This is a genomic window from Escherichia sp. E4742 (assembly GCF_005843885.1).
Taxonomy (GTDB): domain Bacteria; phylum Pseudomonadota; class Gammaproteobacteria; order Enterobacterales; family Enterobacteriaceae; genus Escherichia.
In genome coordinates this window covers 3,552,121-3,573,662 of record NZ_CP040443.1, presented here as the reverse complement: position 1 = coordinate 3,573,662, position 21,542 = coordinate 3,552,121, and the positions used below count along the sequence as shown (strand labels likewise).

The following is a 21,542-nucleotide window of genomic DNA, read 5'->3' as shown; positions in this document are numbered from 1 at the left end:
CGCGTTCCTCAACCAATCCCCATGCTTTCAGCCAGTGCTTCCAGCGCCTGTTCAAAGCACGTCAGCGGTGCACGCACGGTGCCTGCGCCAATCTGCCCGATCCCCGCCTCTTTATGCGCGATTCCGGTATTGATGAGTGGCGTAATACCAGTTTCTACCACGCGACGAATATCCAGCCCCAGGCACGCGCCCTGGAAATCCCAGCCGGGGATCTGCAACTGCATATTGCGCTCAAGGAAGATTTCCGCCATCTCTTCAGATACCGTTCTGGCCGCTTCCATGCCACCCGCACCGACAAAGCGCGTTACGCCAGGTGCGGCGATCATTGCAGCGCCTCCGATACCAAAGGTTTCGGTAATCGCGCTATCGCCCATATCCGGGTTTGCCTGCTCCTGCGAAAATCCGGTGAAAAACAGACCTTGTGGAGTGTTTACAGGCGCAGTAAACCAGCGGTCGCCCAGCCCGCTTACCCGAATCCCGAACATATTGCCGTTGCGGGTCATAGCCGTAACGATACTGCCCGCACGAATCATCGCGCCTGCATCCATCGCCGCCTTGCAGTAAGCCATCGCGAGGTTGAGGAAGAACTGATCGGTCACACTAAGGAAATCCATCACTTCTGCGATGTGCTGTTTATCGTGATTGAGGCGAGCAATTTGTGGGGCCAGCGCACGCATTAACAGTGCTGAGGAAGCAATATTGCGCTGATGGAACTCATCGCCCATCGTAATGCCCTGTGCCATCATCGCCGTGAGATCGATACCGCGCTCCATGCGCCCCAGCGCCGCGCTTAATACTGGCATTAACACATCGCGCATCCAGCGATGGCGAGTCAGGACATCTTCGCCGTAAGCGCCAAAACGCATCACTTTGCCGATACCTTCGTTGAGGTTGCAGTACGCCCGGTTGCCGTCGGTCACGTTCTCGACCACCAGCATCGGCATACTGGCAGAAGTAATGCCGCCCATTGGCCCGACGGCATTCACATGGTGACAAGGAATGAAGTTCACTTCCCCTTGTTCAAGCATTGCCAGCGCCTGCGCTTCATTTTTCGCCCAGCCTTCAAACAGACATGCCCCGACACACGCCCCTTTCATGGGTCCGGTCATCTCCTGCCAGCGCATTGGCGGCCCGGCGTGAAGCAGTGTTTTGCCCGGGTGTAGTTCGCTGATAAGTGAAGAAGCCGGTTGCACATCGAGCCAGTGTGGACGAGCACGACGAATTTGTTCGATAACCGCAGCATTGGCTTGCGCCACTGATGTAAACATGGGAACCCCTTATTGCAAACGTTCTAATAAACGAGCCAGTTTTTTATTGCCGCCAGCGACTGGCGCCCATTGGTAATGCACTACCGGTTTGCTGGCACTTTGTAGCTCCAGCGCAAAACTGCGTAATCCGGCATTAATCACGGCGACGTTTTCCAGTAGAGATGGCGTGTGTTGATGCGTGGCAGGCGAAAGCGGACGAATCAGTGCCGCCGCCAGCAAGGTGGCTTCCGGCAGCGAATTAACTACTGCGATCCCCGCATCTTCCAGCGTGGCGATTTGCTGCGAGCGGCATTGCGGGTCACGTTCGGTGCCCGTCACCGTGGCAATGGCGTACAGCGGGTGGCTGTCTGAACGCGCGGCACAGGCTTTTTGCCAGGCGCTCACCAGCGAGGCGGCAGGATCGGCGGTCGCACCAAAGCCAATCACGACATCAAGCAGCAACACGCGCACTTGTGGTTTAGCACCGAGATCGGCAATTAACAGGTTGCGTAAGGTCGGGTCGATCATCGGATGGGGACGCCCAACGGTGTAAAAATCATCGCCCAGGTCGAGGATCTGATGTCCATCGGCATCCAGCATCATGCCATGTTGATGGGTATCGTCGGCTGCCACGCCAAGGTGTCCGGCAAGTAATCCCGCCGCTTCGGCAGCCAGCGTACCGCCGGTATACAAACCGCAAATAAAACCTTTGTTGGCAGGCGCTAGCGCATTACGTCGTGCCGTGACCCGAGAAAGTAGACAAGACAGGCGCGCAGCATCATCCAGCGAGGAGGCAAACCAGACATTTTCGTCGCGGGCTACCGCCGGGGTATAACCTATAAACAACGCCACCGTCGGTTTGCCGGTTGCTTTCATGGCATTAACAATACGTAAACGCACGGCTTCGGCAGGCGGTTTTGAAACAAATGCCAGCACTTCGCTTTTCGCGTCGGCGCTTAACATTTCCAGCGCCGTCAGCGCACTGATGCCGCCCACTTCACGGCTGAGGTCGCGCCCGCCAAGACCCATCGCGTGAGTAATTCCCTCCCCTGCCAGCGCAATCTGCGAACACAGTTCCTGAATCCCTGTACCGGAAGCGCCAATAACGCCAATATTGCCTTCCGGCATCACGTTGGCGAAAGCCAGCGGCGTGGCGGCAATCATCGACGTACCGCAGTCCGGCCCCATCACCAGCAAGCCTTTTTCCCGCGCGCGGGTTTTAAGTTGGATTTCATCTTCCAGCGTGACGTTATCGGAGAACATCATCACGTTAAGATTGCGATCCAGCGCCTGATTCGCCAGCTCTGCCGCGTACTCGCCAGCCACTGAAATCAGCGCCAGATTGGCATCGGGTAATTTCTGGCAGGCACTGTCCCAGCGACGCACCTGCGTCAACGCCTGGCTGCTGTCTGACCCCTGCGCCAGCTGTTTTAGCGCCTCTTCAAGCTGCTGCATAATCGCCTGCGCGATCCCCGCATCCGTCGCTTCGCTACGAATTGCCACGCAAATATCGTTCGGCGTGGCGTGATTAAAATCGTCATGCCAGAAACCTGTAGTCTCTAATAACGCTTTATTGGCGGGCGTCCCCATCATTACGGAAACATCATCAACATTTTCTGATTCGCTGAGTTTTCGTGAAATAATCATTAAACTGACCGAATCCTGAAAACACCCTTTTTTAATAAAGGCGTGGATCATAACAACTCCTTAAAAATTGCACCCATGGCAATTGCACGAGCAGTGTTAATGTGGCGATTACGGTATCGATGACAACGGGTAAATAAGGTGATGAATATCACACAGGGATTATTAACAAAAGAATTCAAATAACCGCCAGACTATTATCTGTTGATTTTTAACGAGCTGGGTTATTTCAAAAAACAGACTAAAAGTGCGCGGATTATCAAATAAATTCTAACTATATTTTTTTGTCTGTCTGGATCACATAATCCAGATATTTTCCCTGTATGTTAATTGCAGTCATGCTTCACACCGTCGTTAAAAAGGAAGACAGATGAAAATCAGTCGGGAAACACTCCACCAGCTAATTGAGAATAAACTCTGCCTGGCTGGGTTAAAACGTGAGCACGCTGCAACCGTGGCTGAAGTATTGGTTTACGCCGATGCCAGAGGGATCCACTCTCATGGCGCGGTGCGCGTAGAATACTACGCAGAGCGCATATCAAAAGGCGGCACCAACCGCGAACCAGAGTTTCGTCTTGAAGAAACCGGGCCATGTTCGGCAATTTTACATGCTGACAATGCCGCCGGGCAGGTCGCGGCGAAAATGGGTATGGAACATGCCATCAAAACCGCCCAACAAAATGGCGTTGCGGTGGTCGGCATCAGCCGGATGGGTCACAGCGGCGCAATCTCTTACTTTGTGCAGCAGGCAGCTCGCGCCGGATTGATTGGCATTTCGATGTGCCAGTCCGATCCGATGGTGGTGCCGTTTGGCGGTGCGGAAATTTACTACGGTACTAACCCACTGGCCTTTGCCGCGCCGGGAGAAGGCGACGAGATCCTGACCTTTGATATGGCGACTACCGTGCAGGCGTGGGGGAAAGTTCTCGATGCGCGCTCGCGCAATATGTCTATACCCGATACCTGGGCGGTCGATAAAAACGGTGCTCCAACAACCGATCCGTTCGCGGTTCATGCTCTGCTCCCCGCCGCCGGACCGAAAGGGTATGGCCTAATGATGATGATTGACGTCCTCTCAGGCGTGTTACTCGGCTTACCGTTCGGGCGTCAGGTCAGTTCGATGTATGACGATTTACACGCCGGGCGTAATTTGGGGCAATTACATTTAGTTATTAACCCGAACTTTTTCTCCTCCAGCGAATTATTCCGTCAACATCTTAGCCAGACCATGCGCGAATTAAATGCCATTACCCCCGCGCCCGGTTTTAACCAGGTTTATTATCCCGGACAGGATCAGGATATTAAACAACGCAAAGCCGCCGTCGAAGGCATCGAAATTGTTGATGATATTTACCAGTATTTAATTTCCGACGCGCTTTATAACACGTCATACGAAACGAAAAATCCCTTTGCGCAATAATTATTGAGACAGGACTTTCTTATGATTACACATTTTCGTCAAGCCATAGAAGAAACGCTGCCCTGGCTTTCCTCTTTTGGCGCTGACCCAACGGGTGGAATGACCCGTTTACTTTATTCGCCGGAATGGCTGGAAACCCAGCAGCAATTTAAAAAAAGAATGACAGCAAGTGGGCTGGAAACACGTTTCGATGAAGTGGGAAATTTATACGGTCGCCTGAATGGCACCGAATACCCACAGGAAGTGATTCTGAGCGGTTCGCATATCGATACCGTGGTTAACGGCGGTAACCTCGACGGGCAATTCGGCGCGCTGGCGGCATGGCTGGCAATTGACTGGCTGAAAACGCAATACGGCGCGCCGCTACGTACCGTCGAAGTGGTGGCGATGGCGGAAGAAGAAGGCAGCCGCTTCCCGTATGTCTTCTGGGGCAGTAAAAATATCTTTGGGCTGGCGAATCCTGACGACGTGCGGAATATCTGTGATGCCAAAGGAAATGGCTTTGTCGATGCGATGAATGCTTGCGGATTTACTCTGCCGAACGCCCCACTAACTCCACGCCAGGATATTAAAGCTTTTGTTGAATTGCATATCGAACAGGGCTGTGTGCTGGAAAGTAATGGGCAGTCAATTGGCGTGGTGAATGCAATTGTCGGGCAGCGTCGTTATACGGTGACGCTGAATGGCGAATCAAACCATGCAGGCACCACGCCGATGGGTTATCGTCGTGATACGGTTTACGCTTTCAGTCGCATTTGCCATCAGTCGGTTGAAAAAGCGAAAAAGATGGGCGACCCGCTGGTGCTGACTTTTGGCAAAGTAGAGCCGCGCCCGAATACGGTGAATGTGGTGCCGGGTAAAACCACGTTCACCATTGATTGTCGTCATACCGACGCTGCCGTGCTGCGCGATTTCACCCAACAGTTAGAAAACGACATGCGGGCGATTTGCGATGAAATGGACATTGGTATTGATATCGATTTATGGATGGATGAAGAACCGGTGCCAATGAACGAAGAGCTGGTCGCCACCCTGACGGAACTGTGCGAAACAGAAAAACTGAACTATCGGGTGATGCACAGTGGTGCCGGGCACGATGCGCAAATTTTCGCGCCTCGCGTGCCGACCTGCATGATTTTTATTCCCAGCATTAACGGGATCAGCTATAACCCGGCGGAACGCACCAATATTAACGACCTTGCCGAAGGGGTCAAAACGTTGGCACTCATGCTTTATCAACTTGCCTGGCAGAAATAAGGAGTCATAAATGGGATATTTAAATAACGTCACCGGTTACCGCGATGATTTACTGGCTAACCGCGCGATTGTGAAACACGGTAATTTCGCGCTGTTAACGCCGGATGGCCTGGTAAAAAATATTATTCCGGGCTTTGAAAATTGTGACGCGACAATCCTGTCCACGCCAAAGCTGGGCGCAACGTTTGTCGATTATCTGGTCACACTGCATCAAAATGGCGGTAATCAGCAGGGATTCGGCGGAGAAGGAATTGAAACGTTCCTGTATGTCATTTCTGGAAATATCACTGCCGAAGCCGAAGGAAAAACATTTGCCTTAAGCGAAGGGGGTTATCTTTACTGCCCGCCAGGCTCCTTAATGACGTTTGGTAACGCCCAGGCCGAAGACAGCCAAATCTTTTTATATAAGCGCCGCTATGTTCCGGTAGAAGGTCATGCGCCGTGGCTGGTTTCTGGCAATGCCAGCGAACTGGAACGCATTCACTATGAAGGTATGGACGATGTTATTCTGCTGGATTTCCTGCCCAAAGAGTTAGGCTTTGATATGAATATGCATATCCTCTCTTTTGCGCCAGGTGCCAGCCACGGTTATATCGAAACCCACGTTCAGGAGCACGGTGCTTATATTCTTTCCGGTCAGGGCGTTTATAACCTTGATAATAACTGGATACCGGTGAAAAAAGGCGATTACATCTTTATGGGCGCTTATTCGTTACAGGCCGGTTATGGCGTAGGGCGTGGTGAAGCGTTTAGTTATATTTATTCGAAGGATTGTAACCGCGACGTTGAGATTTAAGTAATACCACTCTCGCTGATATTTTTATTTTAGCTATGTTGGATTTCGCCACGGTTTATACCGTGGCTTTTTTTTCGCAACATTGCCTGATGCGCTTCGCTTATCAGGCCTACATGATAATTTCCGGGATGGATCCGGCATACACAACACGCACGTTGTCAGCAATCTGAAGCAGATGCGATATAAACCGCATCCGCTCTAATGGTAAGAGTCAGTTTTTAATTCCCTGACCTATTTTAATGGCGCAGGCAATATTTCGCGCACTGTTGAAGAGATTGGTTTCACCGCTGGCGAGCACTTCGGCTAAAGGTGCCAGACGTGGCAAAATGCTGAATACCGCATCAATGCCGTACTGGTGCACCACTTCCACGCCATCGCCCAATACGCCAGCAATCCCAATCACCGGTACATTAAACTGCTTCGCCACTGACGCCACACCCAGCGGCGCTTTACCACCCGCCGTTTGTGAGTCAATACGCCCTTCCCCGGTGATCACCAGTGCCGCCCCCTGCACCGCCTGCTCCAGGTTGACCGCCCGCAGTACAATCTCAATGCCCGGTTTAATATCCGCATTGAGGAATACCGCCGCCGCAATACCCATACCGCCCGCTGCGCCACCGCCCGCCATCTGGCAGACGTTGATTTCAGTTTGCTGTTGTAAAACACGGGCGTAATTTTGCAGCCCCTGTTCCAGCTCTTCGACCATTTCCGGCGTTGCCCCTTTTTGCGGGCCAAACACCGCCGCCGCGCCGCGTGCCCCCACCAGCGGGTTATCAACGTCACATGCTACTTCAATATGGCAGTTAGCAAGACGCGGATCGCACTCCTCCATCTCAATGCTTGCCACGCGAGCTAAGTTGCCGCCGTTAGCCGCCAGCACCTGACCGTCGGCATCGAGGAAACGCACACCAAGCGCCTGCGCCATGCCCATGCCGCCGTCCACCGTCGCACTACCACCAATGCCGAGAATAATATGGCGAATGTCGTTATCCAGCGCATGGCGAATTAACTCCCCCGTACCAAAACTGGAGGCCAGCAACGGATTACGCTTTTCAGGCGCGACCAGCATCAGGCCACTTGCCGCCGCCATCTCAATCACTGCTGTTTTCCCGTCGCCGGTAAGGCCATAAAAAGCATTCACTTTTTCGCCCATCGGTCCACAGACTTCAAGCGTCACGATTTTGCCGCCCGTCGCGGCGACCATCGCATCCACCGTCCCTTCGCCGCCATCCGCTATCGGTAAACAGATATAGTGCGCATCGGGAAAGAGGGTCGAAAACCCGGCTTTAATTGCCTGACAACATTTTTCTGCACTTAAGCTCTCTTTAAAAGAGTCTGGCGCAATGACAATCTTCATTATCAATCCTTTTTCAACAAATTATTTGATGCGTTCCCACGGTATAAGATTATCCATAAGAACAGCCAGTAAAATTCCGACCAGTAAGCCGTTACTGAGCAGAGGACGAAGCGTTAATGGAAGGTCTTGCAGATACACAGGCGGTAATGCCATTAAAAATATGCCGACAAATAACGGTAATGCGAGGCGATAAATATTGCGAGCAGTAAAGGTTATTTGCTGGCTAAACACCAGTGCGGAAAATAGCAAAGGTAGATAAGAAACCAGCATGACCGCGCTACTCACCGGTAGGGGAATACTACAAAACAGTCGCGTGAGCGCCGGAACCAGCGCCACCAGCAGGCAAATAACACTGCCATAAATAAACGAGCGTCGCGTGTAGTCGCCAGTCTGGGTTAATAAACCAATGGATGAAACAAACGGTGAGAACGGAATTACTGCCAGCGGCACGGTTATCAGCGTCATAAATCCGGTCGCCACAAAGCTGCGACGATAACGCGTATTTCCGGCGCCCTGTTGCGGATAAAAAACATCCGTGCCGCGAATCGCACCGTAGGTATTACTGATATTCACCAGACCGGTAATCACCGCCGTCAGAATAATTCCCGGTGACAACGTACCGCCACTACCTAGCGGAAACCACTGCCAGTGCAACTCACCAGAAAGTGAGTGCGAGGACGGGAAGCAAAAGTACCATAACAACCAGCCGGTTATCGTGCCGACCAGCAGGCCGTAACGGGCAAAACGTTGCGGCAGGAAGATAATCATCGCCAGCACCAGGCACATCACCGCGACTGAGAGCGCGAACGGCGGTAACTGAATTTTAAAATTTGGGTCGGCTATGCCAAACGGCAGCCCGAGCATACCTTTGAAAAAGATAGTGGTCAGCTGCGCGCCCAGCATCAACATAAACAGCACCATCATTGTCGGAGTAAACAACCGCGCCAGGCGATGACCTAATCCGCTAAGACCAATCAATATCGTCAGCACACCGGAAATCGCAATGCCCACCGCCAGACTGGTGGCGATATCGTTGACAGGCGTTCCGCGCGATGCTTCGCCAAGAGTGATAGTAAGGATGGTTCCCCACCACAGGCCACCCGGCCCTTCCATAATAGCGCGACGATGACCGCAGAACGCCTGAGCGAAGCAGGCCAGTGCGGTAGCAAGAAAAGCATATTGCGTGAGCGTAAGCAGGCTACTTTGCTGCAACTGAAAAGCCGAAAGCAGCGTAGGAGGAACCACAACAGTGTTGCAAAAAATAAAGAAAAACCACTGAAATCCTGATAACAGGCTTTCGCGGCTCACTGCAAAATTGAACATAAACACACCTTAACCGGAGAATGCCCGCCACGAAGGCGGGCATTACAAGGGCCAGATTACTGCTGATGTTTAAGGATAAATTGACCTTTCGGCGCAACAGGGAAGCCCTGTTCGATGTCGTAAATCACATCACCACGTAAGAGGGTTTTCGTGATACGCGCACCAATAGTACGGCCAACATACGGGCTGACTTTGTGGCGATATTCCAGATCGTCATTGGTAAGAACATAGCTGCTATTCGGCTGAATGAAGACGAAATCGGCATCTTTTCCTGGGGCGATACGGCCTTTTTGCTGCAGACCGAAAATATCCGCTGCATTAGTCGCCATTAATTTACCGAACATTGCCAGAGACATACCGCGTTTCTGTACCGCTTCATCGAACATCACGTCCATGCAGCTTTGCAGACCGGCGATACCGCCCCATGCTTTCATGATGTTGCCCGCTTTCATTTCCGGCGGGCATGGAGAGTGGTCGGAAACCAGGCAGTCAATTTCACCATTAAACAGTTTTTCCCACATGCCTTTCTGGTTTTCCAGATCGCGGATCGGCGGAGAACACTTCGCCAGAGTACCGATTTCTTCGAACTGATCGGTATCCAGCACAAAGTAATGCGGGCAGGATTCACAAGTAACGTCCTGACCTTCCTGACGTGCACGAGTGACTTCCTCAACACCTTCCGGGCTGCTGACGTGGCAAACGTGCAGACGGCAACCAGCAACTTTCGCCAGGTACAGCACGCGGCGAATCGCTTCCACTTCGGTAAATACCGGACGCGAAGCCACATAGTCATGAGCGGTTACGCGACCTTCACGCTTCGCTTCTGCGCCCAGTTCGTCACAGATCAGGGCGTTTTCGCAGTGCACCAGCACCGGCTGCCCCAGTTCGCCCAGCTTCTGCGCGCCTTTGAAGAACTGCCAGTCATTGACGTCACGGAAGTCGTTGTCGATACCGCGATCGCCACAGGTCGCAACGAAGCATTTGAAGCCGACAACGCCCACTTCATCCAGCTCGTGCAGACGGTCGATGTTGTAAGACACCAGGCCACCGAGTTGTGCCGCATCGATAGTCAGCTTGCCTTTAGCAGCATCGAACTTCAGTTCAATAGAAGCGCGGTCAACCGTTGCAGGCAGCTGGTTGAGCGGCATTTCGATCATGGTGGTGATACCGCCCTTTGCCGCTGCGCGAGTGCCGGTTTCATAACCTTCCCAGTGGCTACGACCCGGTTCAGAAATATGGGTGTGCGCATCGACCATGCCCGGAGAAACCACCAGACCAGATGCATCCATGACTTCTTTTGCATCGCCCAGATCCTGACCGATAGCGGCAATTTTTCCGCCTTTAACGGCGATATCGACAACGCGAGCTTCGTTTTCTAAAATGACGGTGCCGTTTTTAATAATTAAATCAAAAGACATAACAAACTCCTTGTAAAATACAGATTGGTTTTTCTAACTCAATTTTGAATATCGGGATTAATTAACCTGTGACTTTTTGTTCTCCTGTTTTTTCGACTGCTGTGCGTTTTTTTAATAAAGCGTAGGCCGCAAAGGCGACGATAACGCCGACAAACCATGAAATACGCGATAACGGTTCCATGACCGGAATAAATTTACCGCCAAGAGATAAAATAACCGCCACCAGAGTTACTGAGAACGCCGTGAGATTAAATCCGTTATCGTAATATTTGAAATCACCTGATGCAGTGTACAGCTCGTCGAGATTAATTTGCCCGCGCATCACCACGAAATAATGCGCCATCATCACACCAATTACCGGACCGAGCATTCCGCCGATAATATCGAGGAACAGATAAATACTGTCCTGATTTTCCATTAATTTCCACGGGCAGATCAGCAGGCTGATAATACTGGCAATCAGTACGCCGTTTTTATAGGTCAGTTTCGTTGGTGCAATAGCGGCAATCTGATAACCGGCTGGAATAATATTACCGGTGGCATTCGTAGAGATTGTCGTCATCAGAATAACCAGTACCGCAAAAAACGAGGCAAACAGGCTGTCCCAACGTTGAACAATATCCAGCACGTTCCAGGTATCAGCGCCGTAATGAATACTGGCGCCAGCAATAATACTTACCCCGGCGACCGCAAACAGAATATAGGCCACCACTAATCCCAGCGTTTGCCCCAGCGCCTGCTCACGGAAAGAGTGGGCGTTTTGCGTAAAGTCAGATGCACTCACCGCCGGTGCCGCCCAGACCGCAACCACCGCGTTTATCACCACCAGGAACAGGAAGCCACTGTTTTCTGCTTTCTGCACTCCACTGGGGATGTAGTCGAGGATTGGACCGATCCCAACCAGCGAAATCGCCCAAATCGCCATGCCACCGAAAACGATATAGATGCACGGGTTAAGAATGGCGGTGAATTTATTTAAAACTTTGCCGCCGCCAAAACCAATACCAACGTTAACCAGCCAGAAGAGTAAGAAAGTGATTAAGCCTGGTAGAGAAAGCCCTAACAGTGTGAAATCACCACCGAGAGTTAAAAATCCCGGCCAGATTTTGCCAATCAGGATCAAGCAGGCCAGTGACCCCGCGTAACATTGCAGGCCAAACCACATAATGGCAGCAATACCGCCTCTTAATAATCCGGGAAACAGTGCGCCACGTACGCCATAAGAAGCACGCAGGATCATGGCAAAAGGTACGCCGTATTTACTGCCCGCAGCACCGTTTAATACCATTACCGCGGCAATGAAAAAGGCGCTAAGGATAATTGCCAGCATAATACTAAAGGTTGACAAGTCGAGAATAAAAAAGCCGCCGACCATCACATAATTGGGAACGTTATGAACCGAACCCATCCATAAGGTAAAATAGTTAAATGATTTCCAGGTACGCTGACTTTGCGTTTTCGGCAATAAATCTTCGCTATAGCCGCGTTGCTGGAATAGTTTTCTCTGATGTTCCATAAATCCCTCTTAATTTCACGTATCGAATAACGCTGTTTTAATCTAGCTATGAGGAACTAATAAAATAAAAAATATATTTTTAATACTGAAGCAACGTCTTTGGCTGCTTTCTATGTTTAATACTGCGGGCCGATTCATTTTCTGATATCGGCCATTTTTATTGCGGGCATCAGGCCAGTTTATGATTCGCCATTAATTCCAGCGCCTGCACTAACGCAGAGTGATCCAACTGGCTGCCGCCGTTTGCCGCACAGGTATTAAATAGCTCCTGGCAGGTCGCGGTGTTAGGCAGATTCAGCGCCAGTGCTTTCGCACTTTGCAGCGCCAGGTTGAGATCTTTCTGGTGCAGAGCAATTTTGAAACCTGGATTAAAGGTGCGTTTAATCATGCGCTCACCGTGAACTTCCAGAATACGCGAGGAAGCAAAGCCGCCCATCAGCGCCTGGCGTACACGTACCGGGTCCGCTCCGGCTTTTGAAGCAAACAGCAGGGCTTCAGAAACCGCTTCAATATTGAGCGCCACGATAATCTGGTTTGCCACTTTGCAGGTTTGACCGTCGCCGTTACCGCCCACAAGAGTGATATTTTTACCGAGCAATTCAAACAGCGGTTTCACACTTTCAAATACCGCTTCGTCGCCGCCAACCATAATTGACAACGTACCTTCACGGGCACCGATTTCGCCGCCGGAGACTGGCGCGTCGAGATAATCGCCGCCCAGTTCATTCACCTGACGGGCGAAACGTTTAGTTTCAATCGGTGAAATGGAGCTCATATCTACAATGGTTTTGCCCTTCAGCGAGGCTTTAGTACAACCATTCTCACCAAACAGAACTTCTTCAACGTGCGGCGTATCCGGCACCATAATAAAAATGATGTCTGATGCTTCCGTTACCTGACGCGCGGTGTCGACATTAACGGCGCCGAGTGACAGTAATTCATCAGCAACCGGACCAATGGTTGTGACATGCAATTGATGACCGGCACGCGCCAGATTAATGGCCATCGGAGTACCCATAATGCCTAAGCCAATAAATCCCAGTTTCATAATTAACCTCTTTTAAATGTCGCTTTTCCTGAATCCAGACAACACGATCCCCTGCCGACGTTGCGGCCTAAAAAAGCATTGTCTGAACAGCGTTACGTTTTAACGGTACGGAGCCATCCAGCCTAAACCGGCTTCCGTGGTGGTTTTAGGTTTATATTCACAGCCAACCCAACCGTTGTAGTCAGAATTTTCAATTACCTTAAAGAGATAATCGTAATTAATTTCTCCGGTCCCCGGTTCGCCGCGATGCGGATTATCGGCGATTTGCAGGTGCCCAATTTTATCGGCCCATTGGGTCATGGTGTTGGTTAATTCACCTTCCATCCGCTGCATGTGATAAATGTCATACTGAATTTTCACATTGCAGCAGCCAACATCGTCAATTAGTTTCAGCGCCTGTTGAGTTCCGGTGAGATGGAAACCAGGAATATCGAAATGGTTGATAGGCTCAATCAGTAATAAAATATCTTCTTTCATCAACATATTCGCGGCATAACGCAGGTTTTCTACAAGCGTTGCGTGAATCTGTTCACTGCTGAAACCAGCCGGAGTTTTACCGACCAGACAGTTAATTTTTTTATTACCCAGTGCACGGGCATAACGAATCGCTGCGGCTACGCCATCACGAAACTCTTCTTCACGCCCCGGAATACAGGCAATACCGCGCTCGCCCGCCGCCCAGTCACCTGCCGGTAAATTGTGCAGCGTATGTTCGAGTTTATTACTCGCCAGTACATGTGTTAATTCTTCAATGTCGTAATCATAAGGGAACATAAATTCAACGCCGCGAAAACCACACTGCGCGGCTTTCTCAAAACGGGCGAGAAAATCATATTCACCAAATAGCATCGATAAATTTGCAGAGAAACGTAACATTATTTATCTCCCTTACTCATAGTGCATGAAGCAAGTTTCAGTCGGCGCATCCGCTGCGTTATCGGTGATATCTTCAAATTCCATGACGTTATCCAGTTCGCTACCCATCGAAATATTGGTTACACGTTCCAGCATAATTTCCACCACCACCGGAACACGGTATTGCGCCATTAACGCTTTCGCCTGTTCAAAGGCCGGAGCAATATCTTCCGGTTTGAAAACGCGAATCGCTTTACAGCCTAAACCTTCCGCCACTTTCACGTGGTCAACGCCATAACCATTTACATCACTGGAGTTAATATTTTCAAACGCGAGCTGTACGCAGTAATCCATATCAAATGCGCGCTGCGACTGGCGAATCAGGCCGAGATAGGCGTTATTAACCAGCACATGGATGTACGGAATATTGAACTGTGCGCCAACGGCTAATTCTTCAATCAGGAACTGGAAGTCGAAGTCACCGGAAATCGCCACCACATTGCGTTCTGGATCAGCAGCACACACGCCCAGCGCCGCCGGAATGGTCCAGCCCAGTGGACCTGCCTGACCACAGTTGATCCAGTGACGGTCTTTAAAGACATGCAGCATTTGCGCCGCAGCAATTTGTGACAGGCCGATGGTGGTGACATAGCAAACATCGCGACCAAAGGCTTTGTTCATCTCTTCATACACACGCTGCGGTTTAACCGGAACGTTGTCGAAGTGTGTTTTACGCAACAAAGTACGTTTGCGCTGCTGGCACTCAGCAACCCACTCTTTACGGCATGGCAGACGCCCTGCTTTATGCATTTCCTGCACAACTTCAACCAGCAGCGTCAGGGCAGCTTTAGCATCAGAGACAATCCCCAGATCCGGGCACAGCACGCGACCAATTTGCGTCGGCTCAATATCGATATGAACGATTTTGCGCCCTTCGGTGTATTTCTCTACCGAACCGGTATGACGGTTAGCAAAACGGTTACCGATACCAAATACCAGGTCGGACGCCAGCAACGTTGCGTTACCGTAACGATGCGCGGTTTGCAGACCCACCATCCCGGCCATCAGTTCGTGATCGTCCGGGATACAGCCCCAGCCCATCAGCGTTGGGATCACCGGAACGCTGGTCAGTTCAGCGAACTGTTGTAACAGTGCAGCTGCGTCAGCATTAATTACCCCGCCCCCGGCAACAATCACCGGACGTTCAGCCTGGAGAAGCATTTCAATAGCTTTTTCGATCTGCATACGGCTGGCTGCTGGTTTGTAAACCGGCAACGGTTCGTACATATCAGGATCAAACTCGATTTCCGCAACCTGAACGTCGAACGGTAAATCCACCAGTACCGGACCCGGACGACCAGAACGCATCAGGTGAAATGCCTGTTGCAGCACACGAGGCACCAGCGCCGCTTCACGTACTGTAACCGCCATTTTACTTACCGGCTTGGCGATAGCTTCGATATCAACAGCCTGGAAATCTTCTTTATGCAGACGAGCACGTGGTGCCTGACCAGTGATGCACAAAATAGGAATGGAATCAGCAGAAGCGGAATAGAGCGCGGTGATCATGTCCGTGCCCGCAGGACCAGAAGTCCCCAGACAAACGCCGATATTCCCTGCCGTTGCGCGGGTATACCCTTCCGCCATATGCGACGCACCTTCAACATGACGCGCCAGAATGTGGCGAATCCCGCCGTGCTTACGCATCGCCGAATAGAAAGGATTGATTGCTGCTCCAGGAACACCAAAAGCGGTGGTGATACCTTCTTTTTCCAGCACATACATTGCCGCGTCAACGGCTCTCATTTTTGCCATTTTCTTCCTACCTCTATTAATTGGAAAAATTTTCCAACTTTCAAAATTTGCCAAAAAATCCCGCTCCGCAGAGCGGGAAGCGACTGAAACTATGGGTGAGCTTTCAGTCCCAGCGCCGTACTGATATCTCGTGCCGTGTCCCGTACCAGCTCACCCTGACTGACAAAGCGATCTTCCGTCAGTCTCGAGGCCGGGCCTGAGATGGAGATAGCCGCAACCACGCTTCCAACATCGTCATAAATCGCTGAAGCAATGCAATTCAGACCAATTACATGCTCTTCTTTGTCGACGGTATATCCCTGTTCACGCGCCTGTTCCAGATCCCTGAGCAGAGTGGGCATATCCACCAACGTGTTCGGCGTAAACTGCTGCAAGCCAGTTTTCAGAATAATGCCCATCAACTCTTCTTCTGCCAGCGGATAAAGCAAAGCCTTACCTGCGCCGGAAGCGTGTAGCGGCAGGCGACTGCCCAGCGGGGCACACATCCTGACCATCGACTTACACTCTTGCTGCCCAATCAACACCGCTTCTGTACCATTACGAATCGCGACGTTGACCGTCTCGCCAGAGAGCAGCATCAGTCGGCGCATAAACGGCCCGGCGACGGAGAGGACATCGCGGTTATGGATGTACGCCGCGCCGACGTTAAAGACACCTAATCCTATATGCCACCAGCCTAACTGACTGTCCTGATAGACAAAATCCGCTGCCTGTAAAACCTTTAACAGGCGAAAGGTCGTCGAGAGCGGCAAATCCAGATTGAGAGAAATATCGCTAACCGACGAACTTCCTCCACTTTTTTCCAGATATTGCAGAATCGCAATTCCCCGCTCTAACGCCTGTGCGCCCTTCTGTGCCACAGGCTCCGCCTGTCCTGGCCTGCCGCGCCGTCTAACTTCCGTCATACCTACGTTAACTCCGACCTACAAGTGAGCATAAACAATGAACAATTAGTTTATCTTATGCAAGTCGGTTGCAGGCGTCACGCAAAACAGAGTTCCTGTTCAGGAATACTTTCAACATCACAGTTGTCACTGCCGCCGCGATCGATGGTCAGAAAATCGGTTACGCGCTGCCAAGCGAAAAGCGGGTGATGCCAGACGTTACGATGATAATTCACCCCCTGCTCACCGTTGGTGATAAACGCCCGCAGCGTTGACAGGTCTGGCTTATCGTCACCTGACGCCACGACCACGACAAACACTTCACCTTTCATCGGGATAAATGCCTGAGTACCCAGCGGATGACGTTCGAGTTCGTGGATGGTCAGCGGCAGATTCGCCGGTTGCGCGCGGTTAATGCTGATAAGCGTACGGTCTTGCTCAAGAATTTCAACCAGCGCCAAATCGTGATAGCGCTCCACCAGGCCATTGTTAATATGGAAAAAATCCCGTTGCTGCGTTTCGATAACGTCGCCATAAGCACAGAAGGCTTCCTGACTTAACGGTAATACCTGAAGTTTCATCTTTTTGTCCTTGTAACATAATTCCGTTCAACCACCGCCGACCGGTCAGCTTGGTTTCAATAACAGGCAATCTAAAACCTTAAGAGAACAACATCAACACAAAAGTTGGAATATTTTTCCAAAACTAGATTTAGCCCACAAATCACGCAGGGTTATCATGTAAAAATACAGGTAAATCAAAGGACAGAAAATCACGCAACTTGCTGATTTAAAAAGGGGATACCTGAAGATGTTTGATCCAGAAACTTTGCGGACTTTCATTGCTGTTGCCGAAACGGGAAGTTTTTCAAAAGCGGCAGAACGATTATGTAAAACGACGGCAACCATCAGTTATCGCATTAAGCTTCTGGAAGAGAATACCGGAGTAGCGCTGTTTTTCCGCACGACTCGCAGCGTAACGTTGACAGCGGCTGGCGAACATCTGCTTTGTCAGGCCAGAGACTGGCTGAGTTGGCTGGAAAGCATGCCGAGCGAGCTGCAACAGGTGAATGATGGCGTGGAACGCCAGGTGAATATCGTCATCAACAACCTGCTCTACAACCCCCAGGCCGTTGCCAGGCTGCTGACGTGGCTTAATGAACGTTACCCGTTTACCCAGTTTCACATCTCCCGCCAAATCTATATGGGCGTCTGGGATTCGCTACTTTACGAAGGTTTTTCACTGGCCATCGGCGTCACGGGAACCGAAGCACTGGCAAATACGTTTAGCCTTGATCCTTTAGGTTCGGTGCAATGGCGCTTTGTCATGGCGGCAGATCATCCACTGGCGAACGTTGAAGAGCCGCTAACAGAAGCGCAGTTGCGGCGCTTTCCGGCGGTCAATATTGAAGACAGCGCCCGCACATTAACCAAACGCGTCGCCTGGCGATTGCCGGGGCAAAAAGAGATTATTGTTCCTGATATGGAAACGAAAATCGCCGCCCATCTGGCGGGTGTTGGCATTGGTTTTTTGCCAAAATCACTTTGCCAGTCAATGATCGATAATCAACAACTGGTCAGCCGGGTCATTCCAACGATGCGCCCGCCTTCGCCATTGAGTCTGGCATGGCGTAAATTTGGCAGCGGCAAAGCGGTGGAAGATATTGTGGCCTTGTTTACCCAGCGCAGGCCGGAAATCAGTGGATTTTTAGAAATTTTCGGCAACTCACACAGTTAAAAATCAAGTTTCCTTGCGCGTTGGCGCGTAAAATAGCGCGCAAGCTGATTTGAGGTTCACTTTTTACTATGCAAGAGAGACACACGGAACAGGACTATCGTGCCCTGCTGATTGCTGATACGCCCATTATTGATGTTCGCGCCCCCATCGAGTTTGAGCAAGGCGCAATGCCCGCCGCTATCAATCTGCCGTTAATGAATAATGATGAACGCGCCGCCGTTGGCACCTGCTATAAACAGCAAGGGTCAGACGCGGCGCTGGCGCTGGGGCATAAACTGGTGGCGGGTGAAATTCGTCAGCAGCGCATGGACGCCTGGCGGGCAGCGTGTCTGCAAAATCCGCAAGGTATTCTCTGCTGCGCCCGTGGCGGTCAACGTTCACATATTGTGCAACGCTGGCTGCATGAAGCGGGAATTGATTATCCGCTGGTGGAAGGCGGTTATAAGGCACTGCGCCAGACCGCGATTCAAGCGACCATTGAACTGGCACAAAAACCGATAGTGCTGATTGGCGGTTGTACCGGCAGCGGTAAAACGCTGTTAGTGCAACAGCAGCCGAACGGTGTTGATCTGGAAGGGCTGGCGCGCCATCGCGGCTCTGCTTTTGGTCGCACATTGCAGCCACAACTTAGCCAGGCAAGTTTTGAAAACCTGCTGGCTGCCGAGATGCTAAAAACCGACGCCCGTCAGGATTTGCGCTTGTGGGTGCTGGAAGATGAAAGCCGGATGATTGGTTCAAACCATCTGCCGGAGTGTCTGCGCGAACGAATGACCCAGGCGGCAATTGCGGTGGTAGAAGACCCGTTTGAGATCCGTCTTGAACGCCTGAACGAAGAATATTTCTTGCGTATGCATCATGATTTTACCCACGCGTACGGCGACGAACAGGGCTGGCAAGAGTATTGCGAATACCTGCATCATGGGCTTTCGGCGATTAAGCGTCGACTGGGACTACAGCGATATAACGAACTGGCTGCAAGGCTGGATGCGGCGCTGGCAACGCAACTCGCAACCGGCAGCACCGACGGTCATATGGCCTGGCTGGTGCCACTGCTTGAAGAGTATTACGACCCGATGTATCGCTATCAGCTTGAGAAAAAAGCGGAAAAGGTTGTTTTTCGCGGTGAGTGGGCGGAAGTGATGGCGTGGGTTAATAATCATGCCTCTGGTTATTAACCCACAAAAGTGCTTTTCTTTCCTCTTTAAGAAATTGTGCAACTGGTTAACTACCAGTTGCCGTAGGGATATTTTTTATCTTTGATAAAGTTTTTTGTACTTTCCGGATAAGAATACCCACGTTTATAGATGCTTCGGCCTTTACACATCTCCATTTTTTCACCTGAAACTGTTTCTATCAGAATCTGCTTATCCGTCAGTCGAATATTGGGTTTGTCACGTTTCTCCAGCCATACGCGTACTTTTCCTTCCGGAGCCAGCCCGATTAACAGATACCGCAGATAATACTTTTCACTGCCACCACCAGGTGGTGAATAAGGTGTGAGCATCAATTTCCAGACTTCTCCCGCCAGCGTTATCCAGGTTTCATACACTTTTTTATCAATCACTGAGTCCCAGCAAAAATGGATAGACATCGGGGGATTTTTGGCTTTATTAAAAACTGACGACATTCCCGATACTTTCTCGCTCCATTGTCCTACGCTTCCTGGACTGGCATTAGTACTGGCCAGCGTTCTGAACTGATAATAGATGCCATCGGTATCCAATAATTCCACATAGGTAACTTCTGCTGGCAAGGAATTAGGGTGGAAAAAATTGAAATACCACTCATCATAGGGTGCGAGTAGCGATATTTTTTCTTTCGCTGCTGTCTGGACTGCTCCGGATATCATTAACGCAATGGTTAATATATAAATTATTTTAGCTGTTATTTTCACTGTTGCTTACCAGTTACCGTAGGGATATTTTTTATCTTTGATAAACTCAAGAACATATTCATCGTCTCCAAGAGAAAAATCATGCCGGGTAATTCCTTTACACATCTCCATTTTTTCACCTGAAACTGTTTCTATCAGAATCTGCTTATCTGTCAGGCGAATATTGGGTTTGTCAGGCTTCTCCAGCCATACCCGTATTTTTCCTTCCGGAGCCAGACCGATTAACAGATACCGCAGATAATACTTTTCACTGCTATCACCTGGTGATGAATAAGGTGTGAGCATCAATTTCCAGACATCTCCCGCTAGCGTTATCCAGGTTTCATACACTTTTTTATCAATCACTGAGTCCCAGCAGAAATGGATAGACATTGGGGGATTTTTGGCATGATTGAATGCCGTCATTCCACCACTAAGATTTTCCTGCCATTGTCCTATTGTTGTTGACACAGGGATAGTGCCATCCAGCGTTCTGAACTGATAATAGATGCCATCAGTATCCAATAATTCCACATAGGTAACTTGTGCAGGTAGTGCATTAGGGTAAAAAAAATTGAAATACCACTCATCATAGGGTGCAAGCAGCGATATTTTTTCTTTCGCTGCTGTCTGGACTGCTCCGGATATCATTAACGCAATGGTTAATCTATAAATTATTTTAGCTATTATTTTCACTGTTGCTTACCAGTTACCGTAGGGATATTTTTTATCTTTGATAAAGTTTTTTGTACTTTCCGGATAAGAATACCCATGTTTATAGGCACTTCGGCCGTTACACATTTCCATTTTTTCACCTGAAACCGTTTCTATCAGAATCTGCTTATCCGTCAGGCGAATATTGGGTTTGTCAGGTTTCGTCAGCCATACGCGTACTTTTCCTTCCGGAGCCAGCCCGATTAACAGATACCGCAGATAATACTTTTCACTGCCACCACCAGGTGGTGAATAAGGTGTGAGCATCAATTTCCAGACTTCTCCCGCCAGCGTTATCCAGGTTTCATACACTTTTTTATCAATCACTGAGTCCCAGCAAAAATGGATAGACATAGGAGGATTTTTGGCTTTATTGAATGATAACACCCCAACCCGAAGATTATCTCTCCATTGATCAATAGTTGTGGAACTCGGAGCGGTAGCATCCAGCGTTCTGAACTGATAATAGATACCATCAGTGTCCAATAGTTCTACATAGGTAACTCGTGCCGGTAGCGCATTAGGGTAGAAAAAAAGGAAATACCACTCATCATAGGGTGCAAGAAGCGATATTTTTTCTTTCGCTGCTGTCTGGACTGCTCCGGATATCATTAACGCAATGGTTAATATATAAATTA

19 protein-coding genes are annotated in these 21,542 nt (G+C 50.2%); 5 read left to right on the top strand and 14 right to left on the bottom strand.

Translation table 11 applies throughout. The features are described 5' to 3' along the window. Positions 1–8 precede the first annotated feature (8 nt). Together FEM44_RS17165 and FEM44_RS17160 are read right to left on the bottom strand one after the other, a co-directional pair. Positions 9–1,268, bottom strand: a complete 1,260-nt coding sequence (locus FEM44_RS17165) for a DUF1116 domain-containing protein (RefSeq protein ID WP_138159110.1) — start codon at positions 1,266–1,268, stop codon at positions 9–11. Between the two features lie 9 nt (positions 1,269–1,277). Next, positions 1,278–2,945, bottom strand: coding sequence for an acyl-CoA synthetase FdrA (locus FEM44_RS17160; RefSeq protein ID WP_135523098.1), 1,668 nt, complete (start codon positions 2,943–2,945; stop codon positions 1,278–1,280). Between the two features lie 316 nt (positions 2,946–3,261). Between FEM44_RS17160 and allD the strand changes: the two genes are divergently transcribed. Genes allD through allE form a run of 3 tightly spaced genes read left to right on the top strand, consistent with a single transcriptional unit; the run spans position 3,262 to position 6,364 of the window. Beyond that, entirely contained in the window at positions 3,262–4,311 is a 1,050-nt protein-coding gene (allD, locus tag FEM44_RS17155; RefSeq protein ID WP_135523099.1) for an ureidoglycolate dehydrogenase, read from the top strand. A gap of 21 nt (positions 4,312–4,332) precedes the next feature. Next, a complete protein-coding gene (allC, locus tag FEM44_RS17150) occupies positions 4,333–5,568 on the top strand; it encodes an allantoate deiminase (protein WP_135523100.1) in 1,236 nt (411 codons plus the stop codon). Positions 5,569–5,578: 10 nt separating this feature from the next. Further along, on the top strand, positions 5,579–6,364 hold the full coding sequence (gene allE / locus FEM44_RS17145) for a (S)-ureidoglycine aminohydrolase (RefSeq protein ID WP_135523101.1): 786 nt from the start codon (positions 5,579–5,581) through the stop codon (positions 6,362–6,364). 211 nt (positions 6,365–6,575) lie between these two features. Here allE and glxK read toward each other — a convergent pair whose 3' ends face one another. The 9 genes from glxK to allA form a co-directional block, all read right to left on the bottom strand. Next, entirely contained in the window at positions 6,576–7,721 is a 1,146-nt protein-coding gene (gene glxK / locus FEM44_RS17140; protein WP_138159108.1) for a glycerate 3-kinase, read from the bottom strand. 21 nt (positions 7,722–7,742) lie between these two features. Beyond that, positions 7,743–9,044 (bottom strand): uracil/xanthine transporter, encoded by a 1,302-nt coding sequence (locus FEM44_RS17135; protein WP_135523103.1) that lies wholly within the window; start codon positions 9,042–9,044, stop codon positions 7,743–7,745. A gap of 56 nt (positions 9,045–9,100) precedes the next feature. After that, the gene (gene allB / locus FEM44_RS17130) at positions 9,101–10,462 is read right to left on the bottom strand and encodes an allantoinase AllB (RefSeq protein ID WP_135523104.1); all 1,362 of its coding nucleotides are present in this window, start codon (positions 10,460–10,462) and stop codon (positions 9,101–9,103) included. A gap of 61 nt (positions 10,463–10,523) precedes the next feature. Beyond that, positions 10,524–11,978: an allantoin transporter gene (locus tag FEM44_RS17125; RefSeq protein ID WP_135523105.1), complete on the bottom strand. Its 1,455-nt coding sequence runs from the start codon at positions 11,976–11,978 to the stop codon at positions 10,524–10,526. Between the two features lie 169 nt (positions 11,979–12,147). After that, on the bottom strand, positions 12,148–13,026 hold the full coding sequence (gene glxR, locus FEM44_RS17120) for a 2-hydroxy-3-oxopropionate reductase (protein WP_135523106.1): 879 nt from the start codon (positions 13,024–13,026) through the stop codon (positions 12,148–12,150). Positions 13,027–13,125: 99 nt separating this feature from the next. Next, entirely contained in the window at positions 13,126–13,902 is a 777-nt protein-coding gene (gene hyi / locus FEM44_RS17115) for a hydroxypyruvate isomerase (RefSeq protein ID WP_135523107.1), read from the bottom strand. 12 nt (positions 13,903–13,914) lie between these two features. Then, a complete protein-coding gene (gcl, locus tag FEM44_RS17110; protein ID WP_135523108.1) occupies positions 13,915–15,696 on the bottom strand; it encodes a glyoxylate carboligase in 1,782 nt (593 codons plus the stop codon). Positions 15,697–15,785: 89 nt separating this feature from the next. After that, a complete protein-coding gene (allR, locus tag FEM44_RS17105; RefSeq protein ID WP_135523109.1) occupies positions 15,786–16,601 on the bottom strand; it encodes an HTH-type transcriptional repressor AllR in 816 nt (271 codons plus the stop codon). A gap of 77 nt (positions 16,602–16,678) precedes the next feature. Next, positions 16,679–17,161, bottom strand: coding sequence for an ureidoglycolate lyase (allA, locus tag FEM44_RS17100; protein ID WP_130206359.1), 483 nt, complete (start codon positions 17,159–17,161; stop codon positions 16,679–16,681). 229 nt (positions 17,162–17,390) lie between these two features. On the opposite strand from allA, the gene allS reads away from it, so the two are divergent. After that, entirely contained in the window at positions 17,391–18,317 is a 927-nt protein-coding gene (gene allS / locus FEM44_RS17095; protein ID WP_135523110.1) for an HTH-type transcriptional activator AllS, read from the top strand. 68 nt (positions 18,318–18,385) lie between these two features. After that, positions 18,386–19,492 (top strand): tRNA 2-selenouridine(34) synthase MnmH, encoded by a 1,107-nt coding sequence (gene mnmH, locus FEM44_RS17090; protein ID WP_135523111.1) that lies wholly within the window; start codon positions 18,386–18,388, stop codon positions 19,490–19,492. 50 nt (positions 19,493–19,542) lie between these two features. On the opposite strand, the gene FEM44_RS17085 is transcribed toward mnmH, so the two are convergent. The 3 genes from FEM44_RS17085 to FEM44_RS17075 are packed head-to-tail and all read right to left on the bottom strand — an operon-like array spanning position 19,543 to position 21,516. Next, positions 19,543–20,166, bottom strand: a complete 624-nt coding sequence (locus tag FEM44_RS17085) for a DUF2931 family protein (protein ID WP_441316620.1) — start codon at positions 20,164–20,166, stop codon at positions 19,543–19,545. A gap of 51 nt (positions 20,167–20,217) precedes the next feature. Next, positions 20,218–20,841 carry a DUF2931 family protein gene (locus FEM44_RS17080; protein ID WP_240726876.1) on the bottom strand — a complete coding sequence of 208 codons (624 nt, stop codon included), beginning with the start codon at positions 20,839–20,841 and terminating at the stop codon, positions 20,218–20,220. 51 nt (positions 20,842–20,892) lie between these two features. Next, on the bottom strand, positions 20,893–21,516 hold the full coding sequence (locus tag FEM44_RS17075; protein WP_441316619.1) for a DUF2931 family protein: 624 nt from the start codon (positions 21,514–21,516) through the stop codon (positions 20,893–20,895). Positions 21,517–21,542: the final 26 nt, after the last annotated feature.

What these genes read in the sequence shown, in the direction of transcription:
- FEM44_RS17085 (WP_441316620.1), bottom strand. Translation starts at nt 20,166, where the DNA reads ATGATATCCGGAGCAGTCCAGACAGCAGCGAAAGAAAAAATATCGCTA.
- FEM44_RS17135 (WP_135523103.1), bottom strand. Translation starts at nt 9,044, where the DNA reads ATGTTCAATTTTGCAGTGAGCCGCGAAAGCCTGTTATCAGGATTTCAG.
- FEM44_RS17075 (WP_441316619.1), bottom strand. Translation starts at nt 21,516, where the DNA reads ATGATATCCGGAGCAGTCCAGACAGCAGCGAAAGAAAAAATATCGCTT.
- FEM44_RS17080 (WP_240726876.1), bottom strand. Translation starts at nt 20,841, where the DNA reads ATGATATCCGGAGCAGTCCAGACAGCAGCGAAAGAAAAAATATCGCTG.
- allC (WP_135523100.1), top strand. Translation starts at nt 4,333, where the DNA reads ATGATTACACATTTTCGTCAAGCCATAGAAGAAACGCTGCCCTGGCTT.
- allB (WP_135523104.1), bottom strand. Translation starts at nt 10,462, where the DNA reads ATGTCTTTTGATTTAATTATTAAAAACGGCACCGTCATTTTAGAAAAC.
- allE (WP_135523101.1), top strand. Translation starts at nt 5,579, where the DNA reads ATGGGATATTTAAATAACGTCACCGGTTACCGCGATGATTTACTGGCT.
- glxR (WP_135523106.1), bottom strand. Translation starts at nt 13,026, where the DNA reads ATGAAACTGGGATTTATTGGCTTAGGCATTATGGGTACTCCGATGGCC.
- gcl (WP_135523108.1), bottom strand. Translation starts at nt 15,696, where the DNA reads ATGGCAAAAATGAGAGCCGTTGACGCGGCAATGTATGTGCTGGAAAAA.
- FEM44_RS17165 (WP_138159110.1), bottom strand. Translation starts at nt 1,268, where the DNA reads ATGTTTACATCAGTGGCGCAAGCCAATGCTGCGGTTATCGAACAAATT.
- mnmH (WP_135523111.1), top strand. Translation starts at nt 18,386, where the DNA reads ATGCAAGAGAGACACACGGAACAGGACTATCGTGCCCTGCTGATTGCT.
- allR (WP_135523109.1), bottom strand. Translation starts at nt 16,601, where the DNA reads ATGACGGAAGTTAGACGGCGCGGCAGGCCAGGACAGGCGGAGCCTGTG.
- allA (WP_130206359.1), bottom strand. Translation starts at nt 17,161, where the DNA reads ATGAAACTTCAGGTATTACCGTTAAGTCAGGAAGCCTTCTGTGCTTAT.
- allD (WP_135523099.1), top strand. Translation starts at nt 3,262, where the DNA reads ATGAAAATCAGTCGGGAAACACTCCACCAGCTAATTGAGAATAAACTC.
- allS (WP_135523110.1), top strand. Translation starts at nt 17,391, where the DNA reads ATGTTTGATCCAGAAACTTTGCGGACTTTCATTGCTGTTGCCGAAACG.
- hyi (WP_135523107.1), bottom strand. Translation starts at nt 13,902, where the DNA reads ATGTTACGTTTCTCTGCAAATTTATCGATGCTATTTGGTGAATATGAT.
- FEM44_RS17160 (WP_135523098.1), bottom strand. Translation starts at nt 2,945, where the DNA reads ATGATCCACGCCTTTATTAAAAAAGGGTGTTTTCAGGATTCGGTCAGT.
- FEM44_RS17125 (WP_135523105.1), bottom strand. Translation starts at nt 11,978, where the DNA reads ATGGAACATCAGAGAAAACTATTCCAGCAACGCGGCTATAGCGAAGAT.
- glxK (WP_138159108.1), bottom strand. Translation starts at nt 7,721, where the DNA reads ATGAAGATTGTCATTGCGCCAGACTCTTTTAAAGAGAGCTTAAGTGCA.